Source organism: Streptomyces triticisoli, from assembly GCF_003270085.1.
GTDB classification, from domain to species: domain Bacteria; phylum Actinomycetota; class Actinomycetes; order Streptomycetales; family Streptomycetaceae; genus Streptomyces; species Streptomyces triticisoli.
Genome location: NZ_QFDQ01000203.1, coordinates 1 through 17,323, shown reverse-complemented (window position 1 = coordinate 17,323; position 17,323 = coordinate 1). Strand labels below are relative to the sequence as shown.

General features: G+C 71.9%; 17 protein-coding genes. 11 read left to right on the top strand and 6 right to left on the bottom strand.

Annotated features, from left to right (window positions below; translation table 11 throughout):
- Positions 1-251 precede the first annotated feature (251 nt).
- The 3 genes from DEP02_RS25745 (at position 252) to DEP02_RS25735 (ending at position 2,810) form a co-directional block, all read left to right on the top strand.
- Complete coding sequence (locus tag DEP02_RS25745) at positions 252-770, top strand: DUF5304 domain-containing protein (RefSeq protein WP_112470074.1); 519 nt, start codon at positions 252-254, stop codon at positions 768-770.
- A 115-nt stretch (positions 771-885) separates the two neighbouring features.
- Positions 886-1,839, top strand: a complete 954-nt coding sequence (locus tag DEP02_RS25740) for an ROK family glucokinase (RefSeq protein WP_112470073.1) — start codon at positions 886-888, stop codon at positions 1,837-1,839.
- Between the two features lie 128 nt (positions 1,840-1,967).
- Positions 1,968-2,810, top strand: coding sequence for an endonuclease/exonuclease/phosphatase family protein (locus tag DEP02_RS25735; RefSeq protein ID WP_112470072.1), 843 nt, complete (start codon positions 1,968-1,970; stop codon positions 2,808-2,810).
- A 16-nt stretch (positions 2,811-2,826) separates the two neighbouring features.
- Here DEP02_RS25735 and DEP02_RS25730 read toward each other — a convergent pair whose 3' ends face one another.
- The gene (locus tag DEP02_RS25730) at positions 2,827-3,585 is read right to left on the bottom strand and encodes a hypothetical protein (RefSeq protein WP_112470071.1); all 759 of its coding nucleotides are present in this window, start codon (positions 3,583-3,585) and stop codon (positions 2,827-2,829) included.
- Positions 3,578-4,357 carry an alpha/beta hydrolase gene (locus DEP02_RS25725; RefSeq protein WP_112470070.1) on the bottom strand — a complete coding sequence of 260 codons (780 nt, stop codon included), beginning with the start codon at positions 4,355-4,357 and terminating at the stop codon, positions 3,578-3,580. Before DEP02_RS25725 ends, DEP02_RS25730 begins: the two co-directional genes overlap by 8 nt.
- A gap of 146 nt (positions 4,358-4,503) precedes the next feature.
- On the opposite strand from DEP02_RS25725, the gene DEP02_RS25720 reads away from it, so the two are divergent.
- From DEP02_RS25720 to DEP02_RS25705, 4 genes are all read left to right on the top strand, one after another.
- Positions 4,504-5,313: a lysophospholipid acyltransferase family protein gene (locus DEP02_RS25720; RefSeq protein ID WP_112470069.1), complete on the top strand. Its 810-nt coding sequence runs from the start codon at positions 4,504-4,506 to the stop codon at positions 5,311-5,313.
- Between the two features lie 34 nt (positions 5,314-5,347).
- Entirely contained in the window at positions 5,348-6,640 is a 1,293-nt protein-coding gene (gene macS, locus DEP02_RS25715; RefSeq protein ID WP_112470068.1) for a MacS family sensor histidine kinase, read from the top strand.
- A complete protein-coding gene (locus DEP02_RS25710; RefSeq protein ID WP_112470067.1) occupies positions 6,637-7,314 on the top strand; it encodes a response regulator in 678 nt (225 codons plus the stop codon). The genes macS and DEP02_RS25710 overlap by 4 nt, the downstream gene beginning before the upstream one ends.
- 176 nt (positions 7,315-7,490) lie before the next feature.
- A complete protein-coding gene (locus DEP02_RS25705; RefSeq protein WP_112470066.1) occupies positions 7,491-8,519 on the top strand; it encodes a 6-phosphofructokinase in 1,029 nt (342 codons plus the stop codon).
- Between the two features lie 129 nt (positions 8,520-8,648).
- On the opposite strand, the gene DEP02_RS25700 is transcribed toward DEP02_RS25705, so the two are convergent.
- A complete protein-coding gene (locus tag DEP02_RS25700) occupies positions 8,649-10,544 on the bottom strand; it encodes an anthranilate synthase family protein (RefSeq protein ID WP_112470065.1) in 1,896 nt (631 codons plus the stop codon).
- A 343-nt stretch (positions 10,545-10,887) separates the two neighbouring features.
- Between DEP02_RS25700 and DEP02_RS35375 the strand changes: the two genes are divergently transcribed.
- The 3 genes from DEP02_RS35375 (at position 10,888) to DEP02_RS25685 (ending at position 14,039) form a co-directional block, all read left to right on the top strand.
- The gene (locus DEP02_RS35375; RefSeq protein WP_112470075.1) at positions 10,888-12,153 is read left to right on the top strand and encodes a glycoside hydrolase domain-containing protein; all 1,266 of its coding nucleotides are present in this window, start codon (positions 10,888-10,890) and stop codon (positions 12,151-12,153) included.
- Positions 12,154-12,281: 128 nt separating this feature from the next.
- Entirely contained in the window at positions 12,282-13,634 is a 1,353-nt protein-coding gene (locus DEP02_RS25690; protein ID WP_112470064.1) for a class II 3-deoxy-7-phosphoheptulonate synthase, read from the top strand.
- A gap of 150 nt (positions 13,635-13,784) precedes the next feature.
- Positions 13,785-14,039, top strand: a complete 255-nt coding sequence (locus tag DEP02_RS25685) for a (2Fe-2S)-binding protein (RefSeq protein WP_112470063.1) — start codon at positions 13,785-13,787, stop codon at positions 14,037-14,039.
- Positions 14,040-14,052: 13 nt separating this feature from the next.
- Here DEP02_RS25685 and bfr read toward each other — a convergent pair whose 3' ends face one another.
- Positions 14,053-14,538, bottom strand: coding sequence for a bacterioferritin (gene bfr, locus DEP02_RS25680; protein ID WP_112470062.1), 486 nt, complete (start codon positions 14,536-14,538; stop codon positions 14,053-14,055).
- 153 nt (positions 14,539-14,691) lie between these two features.
- On the opposite strand from bfr, the gene DEP02_RS25675 reads away from it, so the two are divergent.
- Entirely contained in the window at positions 14,692-15,348 is a 657-nt protein-coding gene (locus tag DEP02_RS25675) for a sulfite oxidase-like oxidoreductase (RefSeq protein WP_112470061.1), read from the top strand.
- A gap of 53 nt (positions 15,349-15,401) precedes the next feature.
- Here DEP02_RS25675 and DEP02_RS25670 read toward each other — a convergent pair whose 3' ends face one another.
- Both DEP02_RS25670 and DEP02_RS25665 read right to left on the bottom strand, forming a co-directional pair.
- A complete protein-coding gene (locus DEP02_RS25670) occupies positions 15,402-16,292 on the bottom strand; it encodes a deoxyribonuclease IV (protein WP_112470060.1) in 891 nt (296 codons plus the stop codon).
- Positions 16,293-16,370: 78 nt separating this feature from the next.
- The coding region (locus DEP02_RS25665; RefSeq protein ID WP_117434536.1) for a Stk1 family PASTA domain-containing Ser/Thr kinase at positions 16,371-17,323 on the bottom strand (953 nt) is incomplete at its 5' end.

Below are 17,323 nucleotides of genomic sequence, written 5' to 3'. Positions count from 1 at the left end.
CCCCTGCGCCCCGGTTTCCCACCCGCCCGCCCGTCTCGGTGGGGGGAGGCGTCCCGTTCCTGGGGCTCCGCCCCAGACCCGGCGGGGCTCTGCCCCTGCACCCCGGCGGGGCTCCGACCCTGCACCCCGGCGGGGCTCCGCCCCAGACCCCGGCGGGGCTCCGACTCTGCGCCCCACCCTCCTCCGCGAGATGAGCCCCGCATCCCCATTCGGGTAACGTCGGAAGGACGAACCGTAGTCAGGAGTTCGCCATGAGCGAAGAGCGCGTACCGTCCGACGCCGCTCAGGAGGAGCCCGGGGGCGAGGCGTCGCGGGTCAGTGATGCCGATGCGTGGGCGACGGCCTGCGCCGAGGATCTCGCGGAGGAGAAGGCCCGCCGTCGCGCCGAGTACGGCCCGCCTCCCGGCTCGGCCGCCGAGGAGTTGCGCAAGTTCGTCGACGCCGTCGCCGAGAAGCTGTCGTCGTTCCAGGCACCGTTGCTCGGGGCGGTCGCGGGGCCCGCGGCCCAGCAGGTGGTGCGGCAGGTCGTGCAGCAGGCCAAGGCGGCCGTCGAGCCGGTCATAGAGCGCAACCCCGACGTCTTCGACCACCTCGCGGCGGCCGGCAGCGAACTCCTCGCCGCCTACCGTTCCGCCGTCGAGTCCCAGGAGCGCCGCTGGACGGCGTCCCGCACCGGGGACAGTCTGGAGGACGAGCTCACCGAGTTGGACGACCGCCCGGACGACCACGGCGAGGGTACCGGCGGCGGGGAGCGCATCGACCTGGACTGACGGCATCCCTCAGGACCTGGGGCCGGGGCCGGCCTCCGGGTGGACGACGGGCTTTTGACGGCAGGGCCTCGGGTACGGTTGGCCGTAGCGGGGCTCGACCGAAACTGAGGGATTCATGGGACTCACCATCGGCGTCGACATCGGCGGCACGAAGATCGCGGCCGGCGTGGTCGACGAGGAAGGCAACATCCTCTCGACCTTCAAGGTGCCGACCCCCACCACACCCGAGGCCATCGTGGACGCCATCGCCTCGGCGGTGGAGGGCGCACGCGCGGGGCACGACATCGTCGGTGTCGGCATCGGCGCGGCCGGATACGTCAACCGGCAGCGCTCGACGGTCTACTTCGCGCCCAACATCCACTGGCGCAACGAGCCGCTGAAGGAGAAGGTCGAGGCACGCGTCAGCCTGCCGGTCGTCGTGGAGAACGACGCCAACGCCGCCGCCTGGGGCGAGTACAAGTTCGGCGCCGGCAAGGGCCACCGCAACGTCATCTGCATCACGCTCGGCACCGGTCTCGGCGGCGGCATCATCATCGGCAACAAGCTGCGCCGCGGCCACTTCGGCGTGGCCGCCGAGTTCGGGCACATCAAGATGGTCCCGGACGGGCTGCTGTGCGGCTGCGGCTCGCAGGGCTGCTGGGAGCAGTACGCCTCCGGGCGCGCCCTCGTCCGATACGCCAAGCAGCGCGCCAACGCCACCCCCGAGAACGCCCAGATGCTGCTGGCCCTCGGCGACGGCACCCCCGCCGGCATCGAGGGCAAGCACGTCTCCATGGCCGCCCGCCAGGGCTGCCCGGTGGCCGTGGACTCCTACCGGGAGCTGGCCCGCTGGGTCGGCGCGGGCCTGGCCGACCTGGCCTCCCTCTTCGACCCGTCCGCCTTCATCGTCGGCGGCGGCCTCTCGGACGAGGGCGAGCTGGTCCTGGAGCCGATCCGCAAGTCGTACAAGCGGTGGCTGGTCGGCGGCAACTGGCGCCCGGTCGCCGACGTCCTCGCCGCCCAGCTCGGCAACAAGGCCGGCCTGGTGGGCGCGGCCGACCTGGCCCGGGAGCCCGACCCGATCATGTAGCGCCCCGCGCGCCGGCGCAGCCGTAGCACCTGCGCGCCATCGCCCCCATCCACCGCACGCGCCCACCGTCCCCTCCCTCCGGGACCGGTGGGCGCTGTCGTACCGGGCCGCCGAGCCCGCCTCGGCGTATGTTGATCGTCATGCTGCTGCCCAACTCCCGCACCGAGTCGGACGGTACCGCCGTCATCCGTGTCCTGAGCTACAACATCCGGTCGATGCGGGACGACACCCGGGCCCTCACCCGGGTGATCCGCGCCTGCGCGCCCGATCTCGTCCTCCTCCAGGAGTCGCCGCGCTTCTTCCGCTGGCGCAAGAAACTGGCGAGGCTGGCGGCGGGCTGCGACCTGGTGATCCTCACCGGGGGCGCGACGGCCGCGGGCCCGGCGATCCTCTGCTCGCTCAGGGCCGGCGTGGAGCGCACCGAGGACGTCCTGCTGCCGCTCACCCCCGGTCTGCACCGGCGCGGCTTCGCCACGGCGGTCGTCCGGTTCGCGGGCGCCCGGCTCGGCGTGCTCAGCTGCCATCTCTCGCTCGACAAGGACGAGCGGTACGAGCAGGCCGGCATGCTCCTCGACCGACTGGCCGGGATGGGCGTGGAGCACGCGGTCGCGGGCGGCGACCTCAACGAGCGGCCGGACGGTCCGGCGTTCCAGCGGATGTCCGGCCTGCTCCAGGACTGCTGGGCCACCGCCGCCTGGGGCACCGAACACACCTGGACGCCCACCGACCCGTACCAGCGCATCGACGCCGTCTTCGCCACCCGCGGCATCGAGGTCCTCGGCTGCGGGGTGCCTTTCCCGCTCTCGGCTTCGCCCGAGCAGGAAGACCCCCACGGGGAAGACCCCCACGGCCGTCCCGGAGTGACGGAAGCGGACCTGAGAGCGGCCTCGGACCACCTTCCGGTGCTGGCCGCCCTCAGGGTCCCGGCGGCCGTCCCGGCGATCCCACGGGCCGCGAAGTCACGGCCGTAGAGCCCGGACCACCGGCTCAGACCACCGCCCCGCGGCCCGGGTCGTCGTCCTCGTCGTCGGGGTTCATGCGGGCCACCAGTGTCCCGAAGCCGCCGAGGAAGCCGCCGATGCCGAGTGTGGCGAGCCACCACGTCATGTCCCAGCTGAACATGACGGCCAGCAGGAGCAGGACGGGCCCGCCGATCACCGCGAGCCAGGCGAACTGCACGGCCGGGTCGCCGGAGGGCAGCGGCGGATCCGGCGGGACGAAGTGGCCCTCGTCGCCCTCGTCGAAGTCGTCGTCGGACGGCTCGGCGAGCGAGTAGTCGCGCGGTCCCGCGCCGGAGGGGCCCACCCCGGGCGCGAAGGAGACCGAACTGCCCAGCGGCCCGGCCGGGGCGGGTCTGTCCCCGCCGGCGTCCTTGACGTTGCCCTCTTCCTCGCTTTCCCTGCTGTTCCGTTCTCCCTTGCCGTCCGCGGCGGCCTCGGACTTCTCGCCGTTCGCCCCGTTCGTGCTGTTGGCCCCGCCGACCCCGTCGGCCCCGTTCGTGCCGGGCTCCGGTGGCAGCGCCAGGTCCTCGACCGGCCGGTACGGCTTCGCGCCCGGCGGGTCCGGCGGCTCCTCGCCGTACCCGGCGACGATCGCCGCCCAGGCGGCCTCCTCGTCGAAGGGAACGCCGTCCTTGCCGCCGGGCTCACCGGATCGACCGGCCCCGCCCGGCTCCTTGGCCGGCTGCACCGGCTCGACCGGCTCCCGGCCCTCGAGGTTCTCGCGGTCGGAGTCGTGCTCAGCCACCTGCGGCCGTCCCTTCCTTGCCGACACTGGGTGCGAGCCGGCCGATGAAGGCGTAGCTCTCCTCGAAGATCCGGTCCGCATCGTGGTCCAACGTAGCGACGTGGTAGCTGTGTTCCAGCAGGACCTCCGTGACGTCCGTGCTGGAGATCCGGCTGAGGATCCGGGCCGAGTCGGCCGGCGGCACCACGTGGTCCTGAGGGCTGCGCAGGAGCAGCAGCGGCTGCGTGACCTGTGGCAGCTCGCCGTCGAGCTGCCGGAAGAAGACCCTGAGCGAGTGCGCGGCGTGCAGCGGCACCCGGTCGTACCCCAGCTCGGCGGCGCCCTCCTTGGCGATGTCGCTCGCGATGCCCTTCGTCGTCCGTACGACATGGCGGGCCACCGGCAGCGCGTACGCCGACAGGCCGTGCACCTTGTTGGCCGGGTTGACCACCACGGCCCCGGTGACCGCATCTCCGTGCCGGGCGGCCAGCCGCAGCGCGAGGGCGCCGCCCATGGACAGGCCGGCCACGAACACGTGCGCGCACCGCTCGCGCAGGAGGCGCAGCTCGCGGTCCACCTCCGCGTACCAGTCCTGCCAGCCGGTGAGCCGCATGTCCTCCCAGCGCGTGCCGTGCCCGGGCAGCAGCGGGAGCGAGACGGTCAGGCCGCGTTCGGCGAGGTACTCCCCCCAGGGACGCAGCGACTGGGGGGAGCCGGTGAAGCCGTGGCAGAGGAGCACACCGACCTCCCCGCCGTCGTGGCGGTACGGCTCGGCTCCGGGGAGCACCGGCACGTCGCTCTCCTGTGGTCGTCGATGGCAGGTACTTCACCGTACGCGACCGCACTGACACCGACCAGGGCCGTCGGGTCCCGGGGGCCGTGCCGGGGTTATGGTCTGATCGGCACACACAGGAAGGCACTCGGTTGTTTTACGGCACGATGAAGGTCGCCATCGGGGGACCGCTGAGGCTCGCCTTCAGGCCCTGGGTGGAGGGCCTGGAGAACGTCCCGGCCGAGGGCCCCGCCATTCTGGCGAGCAATCACCTGTCCTTCTCGGACTCCTTCTTCCTTCCCGTGGTACTCGACCGCAAGGTCACCTTCATCGCGAAGGCCGAATACTTCACCACGCCCGGTGTGAAGGGCCGGCTGACCGCCGCGTTCTTCAAGGGGGTCGGCCAGCTCCCCGTGGACCGTTCCGGGGCGCGGGGCGCGGGCGAGGCGGCGGTGAAGAGCGGCATAGAGGTGGTGGAGCGCGGCGAGCTGTTCGGTATCTACCCGGAGGGCACCCGCTCGCCCGACGGCCGTCTCTACCGCGGCAAACCGGGCGGCCTGGCCCGCGTCGCGCTGGCCACCGGGGCGCCCGTCATCCCCGTCGCCATGATCGACACGGAGAAGATCCAGCCGCCCGGGAAGGTCCTCCCCAAGCTGATGCGCCCCGGCATCCGCATCGGCAAGCCGCTGGACTTCAGCCGCTACCAGGGCATGGATCACGACCGTTTCGTGCTGCGCGCGGTGACGGACGAGGTCATGTACGAAATCATGAAGCTCTCCGGCCAGGAGTACGTCGACATCTACGCGACCGTCGCCAAGCGGCAGATCGCGGAGGCGGCGAAGGCCGAGAAGGAGGCGGAGAAGGCGGCGGACAGGGCGGCGAAGGAGGCCGAGAAGGCGGCCAGGGCCGCACTGGAGCGCGTCGAGAAGGAACAGGCTGAAAAGGAACAGGCCGAGAGGGAGAAGCGGGCGGAGTAGGGCGAACCGCCGGAGGGGGACACAGAGGGGGGACATGCCGAAGCGTGAGCGCGTCATGAGGATGTCGGTGGAGCAGCCGCTGTGGCGCGCGCTCGCCGGATACCGGGTGCTGACCATGTTCTACGCGGTCGGCCTGTTCGCCACCAGCTACGACCGGTTCCCGCGCCCCGGCGTCGCCATCGCCTTCTACTGCGTCCTGTTCGTGTGGACCCTGGCCACCCTGCCCAGGGTCGCGAACGCCGCGAGCTGCACCAAGCGCTTCCTGGCCGCCGACCTCACCCTGGCGCTGACCGGCATCCTCCTCACGCCCGTCGCCGACGCCCCCGAGCGGATCGCGGCCGGCGGCCCGACGCTGCCGTCGATCTGGACCGCCGGTTCCGTCCTCGCCTTCGCCGTCAAGGGCGGCTGGCGGTGGGCCGCCCTCGCCTCCACCGTGGTCGCCGCCGCCAACCTGGTCGAGCGGGGCTCTCCGGCCCGCGACACCGTGCACGCCGTGATCCTGGTCTGGGTCGCCTCCATCGCGATCGGCTACGTCGTCGAGGTCGCCCGCGCCTCCGAGCGCACCCTCGCCCGCGCCCTGGAGATCGAGGCGGCCACCCGTGAACGGGAGCGCCTGGCCCGGGACATCCACGACGGCGTGCTGCAGGTGCTGGCCATGGTGCAGCGGCGCGGAGCGGTCATCGGCGGGGAGGCGGCGGAGCTGGGCCGGCTGGCGGGGGAGCAGGAGGTGGCGCTGCGCACGCTGGTCTCCGGAGGGCTGGTCCCGGTCCCCCGGGTGTCCGAGGACGCCGGTGAGGGGGCGGTCGTCCGGGCCGTCGGCCGCACGGACGGCGAGGACGAAGGAAACGACGGCGGAAACGACGACGGGCCCGTCGACCTGCGCGCGCTGCTCGCCCCCTACGCCGGCTCCCGGGTCGGCCTCGCCGAACCGGGTGCCCCGGTGCTGCTGCCGCCCGCCGCAGCCCGCGAGGTGGCCGGAGCCGTCGGGGCCGCGCTGGACAACGTCCGCCGGCACGCGGGTGAGGGCGCGCGGGCCTGGATCCTGGTCGAGGACGAGCCGGAGTCGGTGACGGTGACCGTGCGGGACGACGGGCCCGGCATCCCCCAGGGGCGGCTCGCCCAGGCCGAGAGCGAGGGCCGGCTGGGCGTGGCCCTGTCGATCAAGGGCCGACTGCGCGACCTCGGCGGCACCGCCGAGCTGATCTCGGTGCCGGGCCAGGGCACGGAGGTCGAACTCAACGTACCGAAGAACGCGATGATGGACGCACCGAAAGCACCGGAAGCACCGAAGAAGACGAGCACGCGGGGGAAGGCGGAGAGCCGATGAGCGCGGAGCAGGGCCCGATCAGGGTGATGGTGGTCGACGACCACCCGATGTGGCGCGATGCCGTCGCCCGCGACCTGGCCGAGTCCGGCTTCGAGGTGGTCGCCACCGCGGGCGACGGCGAGCAGGCGGTGCACCGCGCCAGGGCGGCCGGGCCCGACGTGCTCGTCCTCGACCTGAACCTGCCCAGGAAACCCGGCGTCCAGGTCTGCAAGGAACTCGTCGCCGCCAACCCGGCGTTGCGGGTGCTGGTGCTGTCCGCGAGCGGGGAGCACGCCGATGTGCTGGAGGCGGTGAAGTCGGGCGCGACGGGCTATCTGGTCAAGTCGGCCTCCACCCAGGAGTTGTTGGACGCGGTGCGCCGTACGGCCGTCGGCGACCCGGTGTTCACCCCGGGCCTGGCCGGTCTGGTCCTCGGCGAGTACCGCCGGCTGGCCGTCGAGCCCGCGCCCGCGGTGGACGCCGACGCGCCGAAGGCGCCCCGGCTCACCGCCCGCGAGACCGAGGTGCTGCGCCTGGTCGCCAAGGGGCTGAGCTACAAGCAGGTCGCCGAGCGTCTGGTGATCTCCCACCGCACGGTGCAGAACCATGTGCAGAACACCCTGGGCAAGCTGCAGTTGCACAACCGGGTGGAGCTGGTGCGGTACGCGATCGAGCGCGGACTCGACGGCGAGTAGACCCGCGTCAGCCGGCGTCATCCCGCACCGCCGCCCTTTCGGGTGATTTCTCCCGTGTCGCACGGTGATCAACTGTCGGACATTTCACTGGAATTGACTTTCCCGCGCGTGTCGGAGTGACGTGCATCACCATTAGCGTGAGCTTCACCAGGCAACCGCGGTGAAGGGACAATTCCATGCGGGTCGGAGTACTGACCGGAGGCGGTGACTGCCCCGGGCTCAACGCCGTCATCCGGGGCGTCGTCCGCAAGGGCGTGCAGGAGTACGGCTATGACTTCATCGGCTTCCGGGACGGCTGGCGGGGGCCGCTGGAGAACGACACCGTCCGTCTCGACATCCCCACGGTGCGAGGCATCCTGCCCCGCGGCGGCACCATCCTCGGCTCCTCGCGGACCAACCCCCTCAAGCAGGAGGACGGCATCCGGCGGATCAAGGACAACCTCGCCAAGCAGGAGGTCGAGGCGCTCGTCGCGATCGGCGGCGAGGACACCCTCGGGGTGGCGGCACGGCTCAGCGACGAGTACGGCGTGCCCTGCGTCGGCGTGCCCAAGACCATCGACAACGACCTGTCGGCCACCGACTACACCTTCGGCTTCGACACCGCCGTGGGCATCGCCACCGAGGCGATCGACCGGCTGCACACCACCGCCGAGTCCCACATGCGGGTCCTGGTCTGCGAGGTGATGGGCCGGCACGCCGGCTGGATCGCCCTGCACTCCGGTCTCGCCGGCGGCGCGAACGTCATCCTCATCCCCGAGCAGCGCTTCGACCTCGACCAGGTGTGCGCCTGGATCACCTCCCGCTTCAAGGCGTCCTACGCCCCGATCGTCGTCGTCGCCGAGGGGGCCATGCCCAAGGACGGCGACATGGTGCTGAAGGACTCCTCGCGGGACTCCTTCGGGCACGTCCGCCTCTCCGGCGTCGGCGAGTGGCTGGCCAAGGAGATCGAGAAGCGCACCGGCAAGGAGGCCCGGACCACCGTCCTCGGGCACATCCAGCGCGGCGGCACCCCGAGCGCCTTCGACCGCTGGCTCGCCACCCGCTTCGGGCTGCACGCCATCGACTGCGTCCACGACGGCGACTTCGGCAAGATGGTCGCCCTGCGCGGCACCGACATCGTCCGCGTCCCGATCGGTGAGGCCACGGCCAAGCTGAAAACGGTGGACCCCAAGCTGTACGAGGAGATCGGGGTCTTCTTCGGCTGATCGTGAGCCGGGGAACCGGCCCTGTTCGACCCGCGGTGAACCGGCAACGCGGGGTGTGGGCCGCTCTCCCGGCCCACACCAGGCAGTTCCCGGCCCGCACCCCGGCAGAACGGCCCGCCCGGGCGTCGGTCACGGCCGTCGCGGCAGCGGCGCGGCCAGCAGTCCGGAAAGGATCGACCGGCCGTTCAGCGTCAGCACGGACTCGGGGTGGAACTGCACCGAGGCGAACCCCGCGGCGCGCAGGGCGTGCACCTCTCCGGTCGCGCTCCGGCTCACCTCCACGCCGTGTGCCGCGAGTTCCGCGTGGGCCTCGTCGTCGCAGACCGCCACGAAGCTGTTGTAGAAGCCGACGGTCTCGGCGCGGCCGAACAGGTCGACCGTCGTCTGCGCGCCCTGGTACGGCACCTCCTTGCGGACGATCTCCAGGCCCAGCTCGGCCGCGATCAGCTCGTGCCCGAGGCAGACGCCGAGCACGCCGTGCCGGTGTTCCCCGATCACCTCGGCGGTCAGGGCGCGCAGCAGGCGCATCTTCGGGTCGGTCAGGTCGGAGGGGGCGCCGGGGCCGGGACCGAGGACCACCGGACCCTCGTGCGCGAGGACGGCTTCCCGCAGCCCGTCCTCGTCGTAGCGGCGGACGGTCACCTCCAGACCCGAGGACCGCAGCACATGGGCGAGCATCGCGGTGAAGGCGTCCTCGCCGTCCACCACCAGGGCGTGCCCGTCGAGGGCGTCCGACCTTCCCCAAGCTCTCGACTGCGCTCGAGCAGGGGAGATCCCATTCTGCATCCGCAGCCAGAACGGCGCCAGCGAGGCCCGGCGCCCGTCCAGCGCCGCCCGTACCCGAGGGTCGTCGGCGAGCCGGGGCCGCGCCCGCTCCGTACGCGGCCGGCCGGGCCGTACGCCCAGCGCCGCCAGCACGGCCGCCGCCTTCGCGTGCGTCTCGGCGACCTCGCTCGCCGGATCCGAACCGCGCACGAGGGTGGCCCCGACAGGGACGCGCAGCCGCCCGGAGGCGTCGATGTCGGCGGTGCGGATCAGGATGGGGGAGTCGAGGGTCTGGGCGCCGCCGGAGTCCCGGCCGAGCAGGGCGAGGGCACCGGCGTAGTAGCCGCGGCCCCCGGCCTCGTACCGCTCGATGACCCGGCAGGCGTTCTGCACGGGCGAGCCGGTGACGGTGGCGGCGAACATGGTCTCCCTGAGCACGTCCCGCACGTCCAGGGACGACCGCCCGCGCAGCTCGTACTCGGTGTGCGCGAGGTGCGCCATCTCCTTCAGCCGCGGCCCCACGACGACTCCGCCCATGTCGCCGACGGTGCACATCATCTTGAGCTCCTCGTCGACGACCATCGACAGCTCCTCGATCTCCTTGCGGTCGGCGAGGAAGTCCAGCAGATGCTCGGGCGTCGGCCCCTCGGCGGGGTAGCGGTACGTCCCACTGATCGGGTTCATCACGACGGTCCCGCCGGACATCCGCACATGCACCTCGGGACTGGCCCCCACCAGCGTCCGGTCCCCGGTGTGCGCCACGAAGGTCCAGTACGCCCCCCGCTCGCCCTCCAGCAGCCGCCGGAACAACGCCAGCGCGTCGGCCCGCCCGAACCCCGGGACGTGGCCCTCGTACGTCCGCCGGATCACGAAGTTCGCGCCCTCGCCCGCGCCGATCTCCTCGCGCAGCACCCGCCCGACGATCTCCGCGTACTCCTCGTCGCCGACGTCGAAGCCGCCGCCCTCGACGCGCACCTCGTGCGCGGGAAGCCGGTCCAGCGCCTCGGCGAGCGGGAGGGCGTACGTCTCCTCGGGCGTCAGCACCAGCAGCGGTGTGCCGTCGTCACGCACGTCGAAGCCGCGCTCCCGGATCTGCCGGAACGGGACCAGCGCGAGGCCCTCGTCGGGCAGTTCGGCCAGGCGGTCGTGGGCGGTCACCGGGCCGAGCAGCACCTCGACCAGGTCGTGGTCGTGTCCCGGGGCGCGGCGGCGGAGCAGGGCGAAGGGGCGGGGATCGTGCAACAGCCGTACCAGATCCATGGGTTGGTTCCTCTTCCGTCGATTTCCGTCGATGTCGGTGAGGAACGGCCCGAGCGCCCGAAACGCCGAAGACCGCCCCTCGGGCGGCCTTCGCGAAGTGTGGGATACGCGCAGTCGGCGGGCCGCCTAAGAAGCGGTCCACCACCAGTTCTGGTTCAGGTGTGCGCGTACAGACATGCCCGCACCCTACCGCACGCGTGGTCGCCCGGACGTACCACACGGCGGTTTCCGGGCCGGGCGCGGGGTGGAAGGAGGGCGGGCGTCGGCCGGGTGGTGAACCCGCCCCGGTGTTCCGTCGCACCCGCTGTGCCCGGCCATGCTCTGCCCGACCGAGGAGTACGTCATGTCCGCATCGCGTTCCCCGCGATCGTCACGCCCGTCACGCCCGTCACGCCCGTCACGCCCGGCACAGCGGGCGCTCGCCGCGCTGGCCGTCTGCGCTGCCCTCGGGGCCGGTTCGCCGACCGTCGCCCGTACGGAATCCGGCGACGCCACCGGGACGGTGGACGCCACCAGGACGGTGACGTACCGCGGTCACACCTTCACCGTCCCGGCCGACTGGCAGGTCGTCGATCTCGGGAAGGACCCGGCGGCCTGCGTCCGCTTCGACCGGCACGCCGTCTACCTCGGCGAGCCCGGGGAGCGGCAGGACTGCCCCGCCCGTGCCACCGGGCGCACCGAGGCCCTGTGGGTGCGGCCCGCGGCGGCGACGAGGGCCTCCGTCACCGAGGACCGCACGTCCCGCGTCTTCCGGGCCACGGCCACCAACGAGGGGATCGCGGTCACCGCCCCGTACGGCGAGGACCGCGCCACGATCCAGCGGGTGCTGGACAGCGCCGGGCTGCCGGTCGCCGCCGCCCGCGCCGAGCAGCCGGGCAAGACGCCCTCCGCCCTCACCGTGCCCGCCGGCGCGACCGCGTACCGGGGCAGGGGCTTCGACACCTGCACCGCCCCGAGCCGGACGGCCATGAACGCATGGACGACCGGCTCGCCCTACCGGGCCGTGGGCATCTACATCGGCGGCGTCAACCGCGCCTGCGCCCAGGCCGGGCTGACTCCCGAGTGGGTGCGGACGCAGTACGCGAACGGGTGGCGTTTCCTCCCGCTCTACGTCGGCCCGCAGCCCACCTCCGGCGCGGGCAGCTGCCAGAACAAGTGCGTGCCCATCACCGACCCGGAGCCGCAGGGGAGGGCCGCCGCCGAGGACGCGGTCGCCCGGGCCGCCGCGCTCGGGCTGGGCAAGGGCTCGGTGCTCTACAACGACGTGGAGCAGTACACGCGCGGCGGCACCCTCACCACGCGCGTACTCGGCTATCTGGAGGCGTGGACCGAGCGGCTGCACGAACTGGGCTACCGCTCCGGCGCGTACGGCAGCGTCTCCTCCCTGGTTCCCGACCTGGTCGACAACGCCGGGAAGGTCACCCTGCCGGACGTGATCCACTTCGCGCACTGGAACGGCGAGGCCACCACCGACCACCCGAGCCTGCCCGCCACGATGTGGGCGAGCCGGCAGCGCGTTCACCAGTACGCGGGGGACCGGACCGAGACGTACGGCGGGGTGACCATCAACATCGACCGGGACCAGCTGGACGTCGGAACCGGCACGTGACCACCACCTGTCCCGCACCCTGTCCCATCATCTGCCTCACACCCTGTCCCAGGGCCTGTCTCACACCATCTGTCTCATTTGATGAGCAGAAGAGCAGGTCCGCGGGGTGACCCCGTAGGGTTGGGAACGTGACCGTGAACGCTAAGACCAGCCCGAGCGCTGGCAACACCTGGCGAAACCTGCCCGCGGCGCAGCAGCCCGAGTACCCCGACGCCGAGGCTCTGCGCGCAGTGATCGCGGACCTCGAGTCGTATCCGCCGCTCGTCTTCGCGGGCGAGTGCGACCAGCTGCGCGCCCGGATGGCGGCCGTCGCCAGGGGAGAGGCGTTCCTCCTCCAGGGCGGCGACTGCGCCGAGGCGTTCGACGCGGTGTCCGCCGACCACATCCGCAACAAGCTCAAGACCCTGCTCCAGATGGGCGCCGTGCTCACGTACGCCGCCTCGGTGCCGGTGGTGAAGGTCGGCCGGATCGCCGGCCAGTACTCCAAGCCGCGCTCCAAGCCGACCGAGACCCGCGACGGGGTCACCCTGCCGACCTACCGCGGCGACTCCGTCAACGGCTTCGAGTTCACCGAGGCCGCCCGGGTCCCGGACCCGGAGCGGCTGAAGCGGATGTACCACGCCTCGGCCTCCACGCTGAACCTGGTGCGCGCCTTCACCACCGGCGGCTACGCCGACCTGCGCCAGGTGCACGCCTGGAACCAGGACTTCGTGAAGTCCTCCCCGTCCGGCCAGCGCTACGAGCAGCTGGCCCGGGAGATCGACAACGCGCTCAACTTCATGCGGGCCTGCGGAGCGGACCCGGAGGAGTTCAAGACGGTCGAGTTCTTCTCCTCGCACGAGGCGCTGCTGCTCGACTACGAGTCGGCGCTGACCCGCGTCGACTCGCGCACCGGGCAGCTGTACGACGTCTCGGCGCACATGGTGTGGATCGGTGAGCGCACCCGGCAGATGGACCACGCGCACATCGAGTTCGCCTCGAAGATCCGCAACCCGATCGGTGTCAAGCTCGGCCCGACCACGACGGCCGAGGAGGCGCTGCAGTACATCGAGCGCCTCGACCCCGAGCGGGAGCCCGGCCGTCTGACCTTCATCACCCGGATGGGCGCGGACAAGGTCCGCGACAGGCTTCCGGAGCTGGTGGAGAAGGTCACGGCGTCGGGCGCGACCGTGGCCTGGGTGTGCGACCCGATGCACGGCAACACCTTCGAGGCGGCCTCCGGCCACAAGACCCGCCGCTTCGACGACGTGCTCGACGAGGTCAAGGGCTTCTTCGAGGTGCACAAGGCGCTGGGCACGCACCCGGGCGGCATCCACGTGGAGCTGACCGGTGACGACGTCACCGAGTGCGTGGGCGGCGGCGACGAGATCTTCGTCGACGACCTGCACCAGCGCTACGAGACGGCCTGCGACCCGCGGCTGAACCGCAGCCAGTCCCTGGACCTGGCGTTCCTCGTCGCGGAGATGTACCGGGACCAGTGAGGCGGCCGCCTCCTCGGGACGTGTGAGGTGGGGCGCGGATCACATGCGATCCGCGCCCCTCCTGCCTTCCACGACTCCTGCGCGGGGAGTAAGGTTAGCCTTGCCTCACCGAGAAGTCGGGGCGGCGCCACTGAACCGATCCCGGCGGAGGTGAACCGCGTGTACGTCTGCAGTTGCTTCGGAGTCACCGAGCAGCAGGTCAAGCAGCACGCGGAGGACGGCGCCTGCACACCCCGCCGGATCGCCTCGGCCTGCAAGGCGGGCACGGACTGCGGCTCGTGCGTACGCCGTATCCAGGAACTCCTCGGCAGGGGAGCGTCCCCGCGCAGGGAGCCGACCGGCGAGGGACGGCCCCTCCTCCCGAACCTCTCGAACGCGGACCTGGGCCTGGACGAGGCCGCCTAGGAGGCCGCCCGGCTCACGTCTCACTGTCCGGCTGTTCGATCACCTGGGCGATGTAGAGCGCCTCACCGAGCTTCTCCACCAGTTCCAGCTGGGTCTCCAGATAGTCGATGTGGTGCTCCTCGTCGGCGAGGATGTTCTCGAAGATGTTCGCCGACGTGATGTCGCCCTTCGCCCGCATCACCTCGATCCCGCGCCGCAGCCGGTCGATGGCCTCGATCTCGATCTGCCGGTCCGCCTCGAACATCTCCGTCACGGTCTGCCCCACGCGCACGTGGAACAGCCGCTGGTAGTTGGGCAGGCCCTCGAGGAACAGGATCCGGTCCGTGAGCAGCTCGGCGTGGTTCATCTCGTCGAACGACTCGCGCCGCGTGTACTTCGCGAGCCTGTACCAGCCGTTGTTCTCCTGCATCTTCGCGTGCAGGAAGTACTGGTTGATCGCGGTCAGTTCGCTGGTGAGCTGCTCGTTGAGGAATTCGATGACCTCGGGGTCGCCCTGCATCGTCAAGGCTCCTTCCGCGTGGGGGCTGGCAGGCTGCGCCGCATGATGTCACCGGTGTCCACAGCCGTCCAGTAAGTGCACACTCAGTGTGAATTGCCCGAATTGGCCCAGGGTTGGTCATGTGCACCCTCCCCTGTCTGTCAGGATGGAGTCATGGGTCAGCCGGTGGAACGCGCGTCCGGGAACGCGCCTGGAACAGTGCCGTCAGGAGCGGCACAGCCGGAGCTTCCGCCGGGGCAGCGGCTGCAGCGGGGCTGGCCGGTCACGCACTACGGGCCGGTGCCCAGGTTCCGGCCCGAACGCTGGGACTTCCGGGTCTTCGGCGCCACCGCCGACGGCGAGAAGCACTGCTGGACCCACGAGGAGTTCACGGCCCTGCCCTACACCACCGTGGTGGCCGACCTGCACTGCGTCACGAGGTACAGCATGCTCGGCGCCGAGTGGGGCGGCATCCCGGCCCACACGATCCTGGACCTCGTCCCGCCCGCCCCGGACGTCACCCATGTGATGGCGTGGGCGGAGTACGGCTACAGCGCCAATCTGCGCCTGTCCGACTTCACCTCCGAGCACGCCCTCTTCGCCACCCACAAGGACGGCGAACTGCTCACCGCCGAGCACGGCTTCCCGCTCCGCCTGGTCGTTCCCCACCTGTACGGCTGGAAGGGCCCCAAGTGGGTCCGCGGCGTGGAGTACATGACCGCCGACCGCCGGGGCTTCTGGGAGGAGCGCGGTTACCACAACATAGGCGACCCGTGGAAGGAGCAGCGGTACTCGTACCAGGAGGAACCGGGGGACGGACCGGAGCTGTGACGCCGGGGCCGCTCAGCCGTCCCTGAGCCCCTCCAGGAGTCCCGGAGCTTCTTTCAGGAGTCCCGGAGCTTCTTCAGGAGAGCCACGTCCGCCGCGTGGCCCTCCTTGCCGCCCGGGGTCTCGGTGATCAGGGGTACGCCCTCGGTGGCGGGGTGGGTCATCAGGGCGCGGAAGGGGTCCTCGCCGATGTGACCGGCGCCGATGTTCTCGTGCCGGTCCTTGTGCGCGCCGGCCACGTCCTTGGAGTCGTTGGCGTGGATCAGCTTCAGCCGCCCCTCGCCGACCGTCCCCACCAGCTGGTCCAGCGTCCGGTGCATGCCGTCCGGGCCGGTCAGGTCGTGCCCGGCGGCGAAGATGTGGCAGGTGTCCAGGCACACGCCCAGCTTCGGATGGGCGTCCAGCGCCTCGAAGTACGGCCCGAAGTCCCAGGTGCGGGAGCAGAGCGACGCGCCCTGGCCCGCGGTCGACTCGAGGAGCAGGTACGGGTCGTCGTCGTGGGTGAGCTCGTCGAGCAGCGGCAGCAGGTGCTCCCGTACCTGCTTCAGCGCCACCGACCGGTCCCGGCCGCCGGTCGCGCTCCCGGTGTGCACGACGACGCCCAGCGCGCCGATCTCCCGCCCGCGCCGCAGCGAGTGTCGCAGCGACTGGACCGACCGCTCGACGGTCGCCTCGGTGTGCGAGCCGAAGTTGATCAGGTACGGCGCGTGGACGTACGCCGGGATCGACTCCTCGGCGCAGGCCGCGCGGAACTCCTCGTCCTGCCGCGGACTGCCGGTGGGCGTGGCCCAGCCGCGCGGGTTGGCGACGAAGACCTGCACGGCCTCGGCCCGCAGCTCACGGGCGTAGGACAGGCCCACCGAGTGCAGCCCGCCGGCGACGGGCACATGGCTGCCGACGGGGTTGCGGGAGGGGCCGGGGAGGATGCGGGACTGCTGACTGCTCACCCGTTCAGGGTGTCATGAGCCCGGCGGCATCCGGCCGCCGGGCGTGCGTCACCCGCCGCTTCGGACCCCTCGCGGGTCTCACCGGATGGTGATCGTGATCGTCGACCCCTTCGGCGCCCGGTCGCCGCCCTTCACTGACTGCTTCCTGACGGTGTCGCCGAACAGTCCGAACAGACCGCGGTCCTCCTCGACCTTGAAGCCGGCCCTCTCCAGCGTGCTCCTGGCGTCGCCCACGCTGCTGCCGGTCACGTCCGGCACCTCGACCATCTCCGGGCCCTTGGACAGCGTCAACGTGACCGTGTCGCCCTCGGCGGCCTGGCTGCGGCCCGCCGGGGTCTGCCGGGCGACCTGGCCCTTGTCGAACTCGGAGTGCACCTGCTCGGAGTCGATCCGCACCTTCAGACCGGCGTCCTCCAGGTCGGACTTCGCCCGGTCCAGGTCCTCGCCGGTGACGTCCGGCACGTCCACCGGGCGGCCCTTGCTGACGGTGAGCGCGATCGCCGAGCCGGCGCGCCGCTCGGTGCCCGCCGCGGGCTCGGTGCCGACCACCGAGCCCCTGGGGACGGTCTCGCTGAACTCCCGGGTCACCATGCCCGGCTCCAGCCCCTCCTCCTTCAGCAGGGCCCGCGCCTCGCCGAGCGAACGGCCCTCGAGGTCGGGCACCTTCACGGTCCGAGGCCCGTCGGAGATGGTGAGCGTCACCGAGCCGTGGCTGCGGATCCGGGCGCCCGCCTCGGGATCCGTACTGATCACCGTGCCGCGCTCGACCGTGTCGCTGTGGGCGTGCTTGACGTCCTTGACGCCGAGACCGGCCTCCTTCAGCCGCTCCCTCGCCTGCGCCTCGGTCTTCGCCAGCAGCGGCGGGACCTTCGTGAACTGGCCCGAGTTGACGTACCAGACGCCTCCGCCGAGCCCCAGGACCAGCAGGACGGCGGCGACGACCGTGAGCAGACCCCGACGGGGCCGGCCCGGGCGCCGCGGGCCGGACGCCGGCGGGGGCGGCGTCTCGAAGCGGGCGGTGCGGCCGAGGC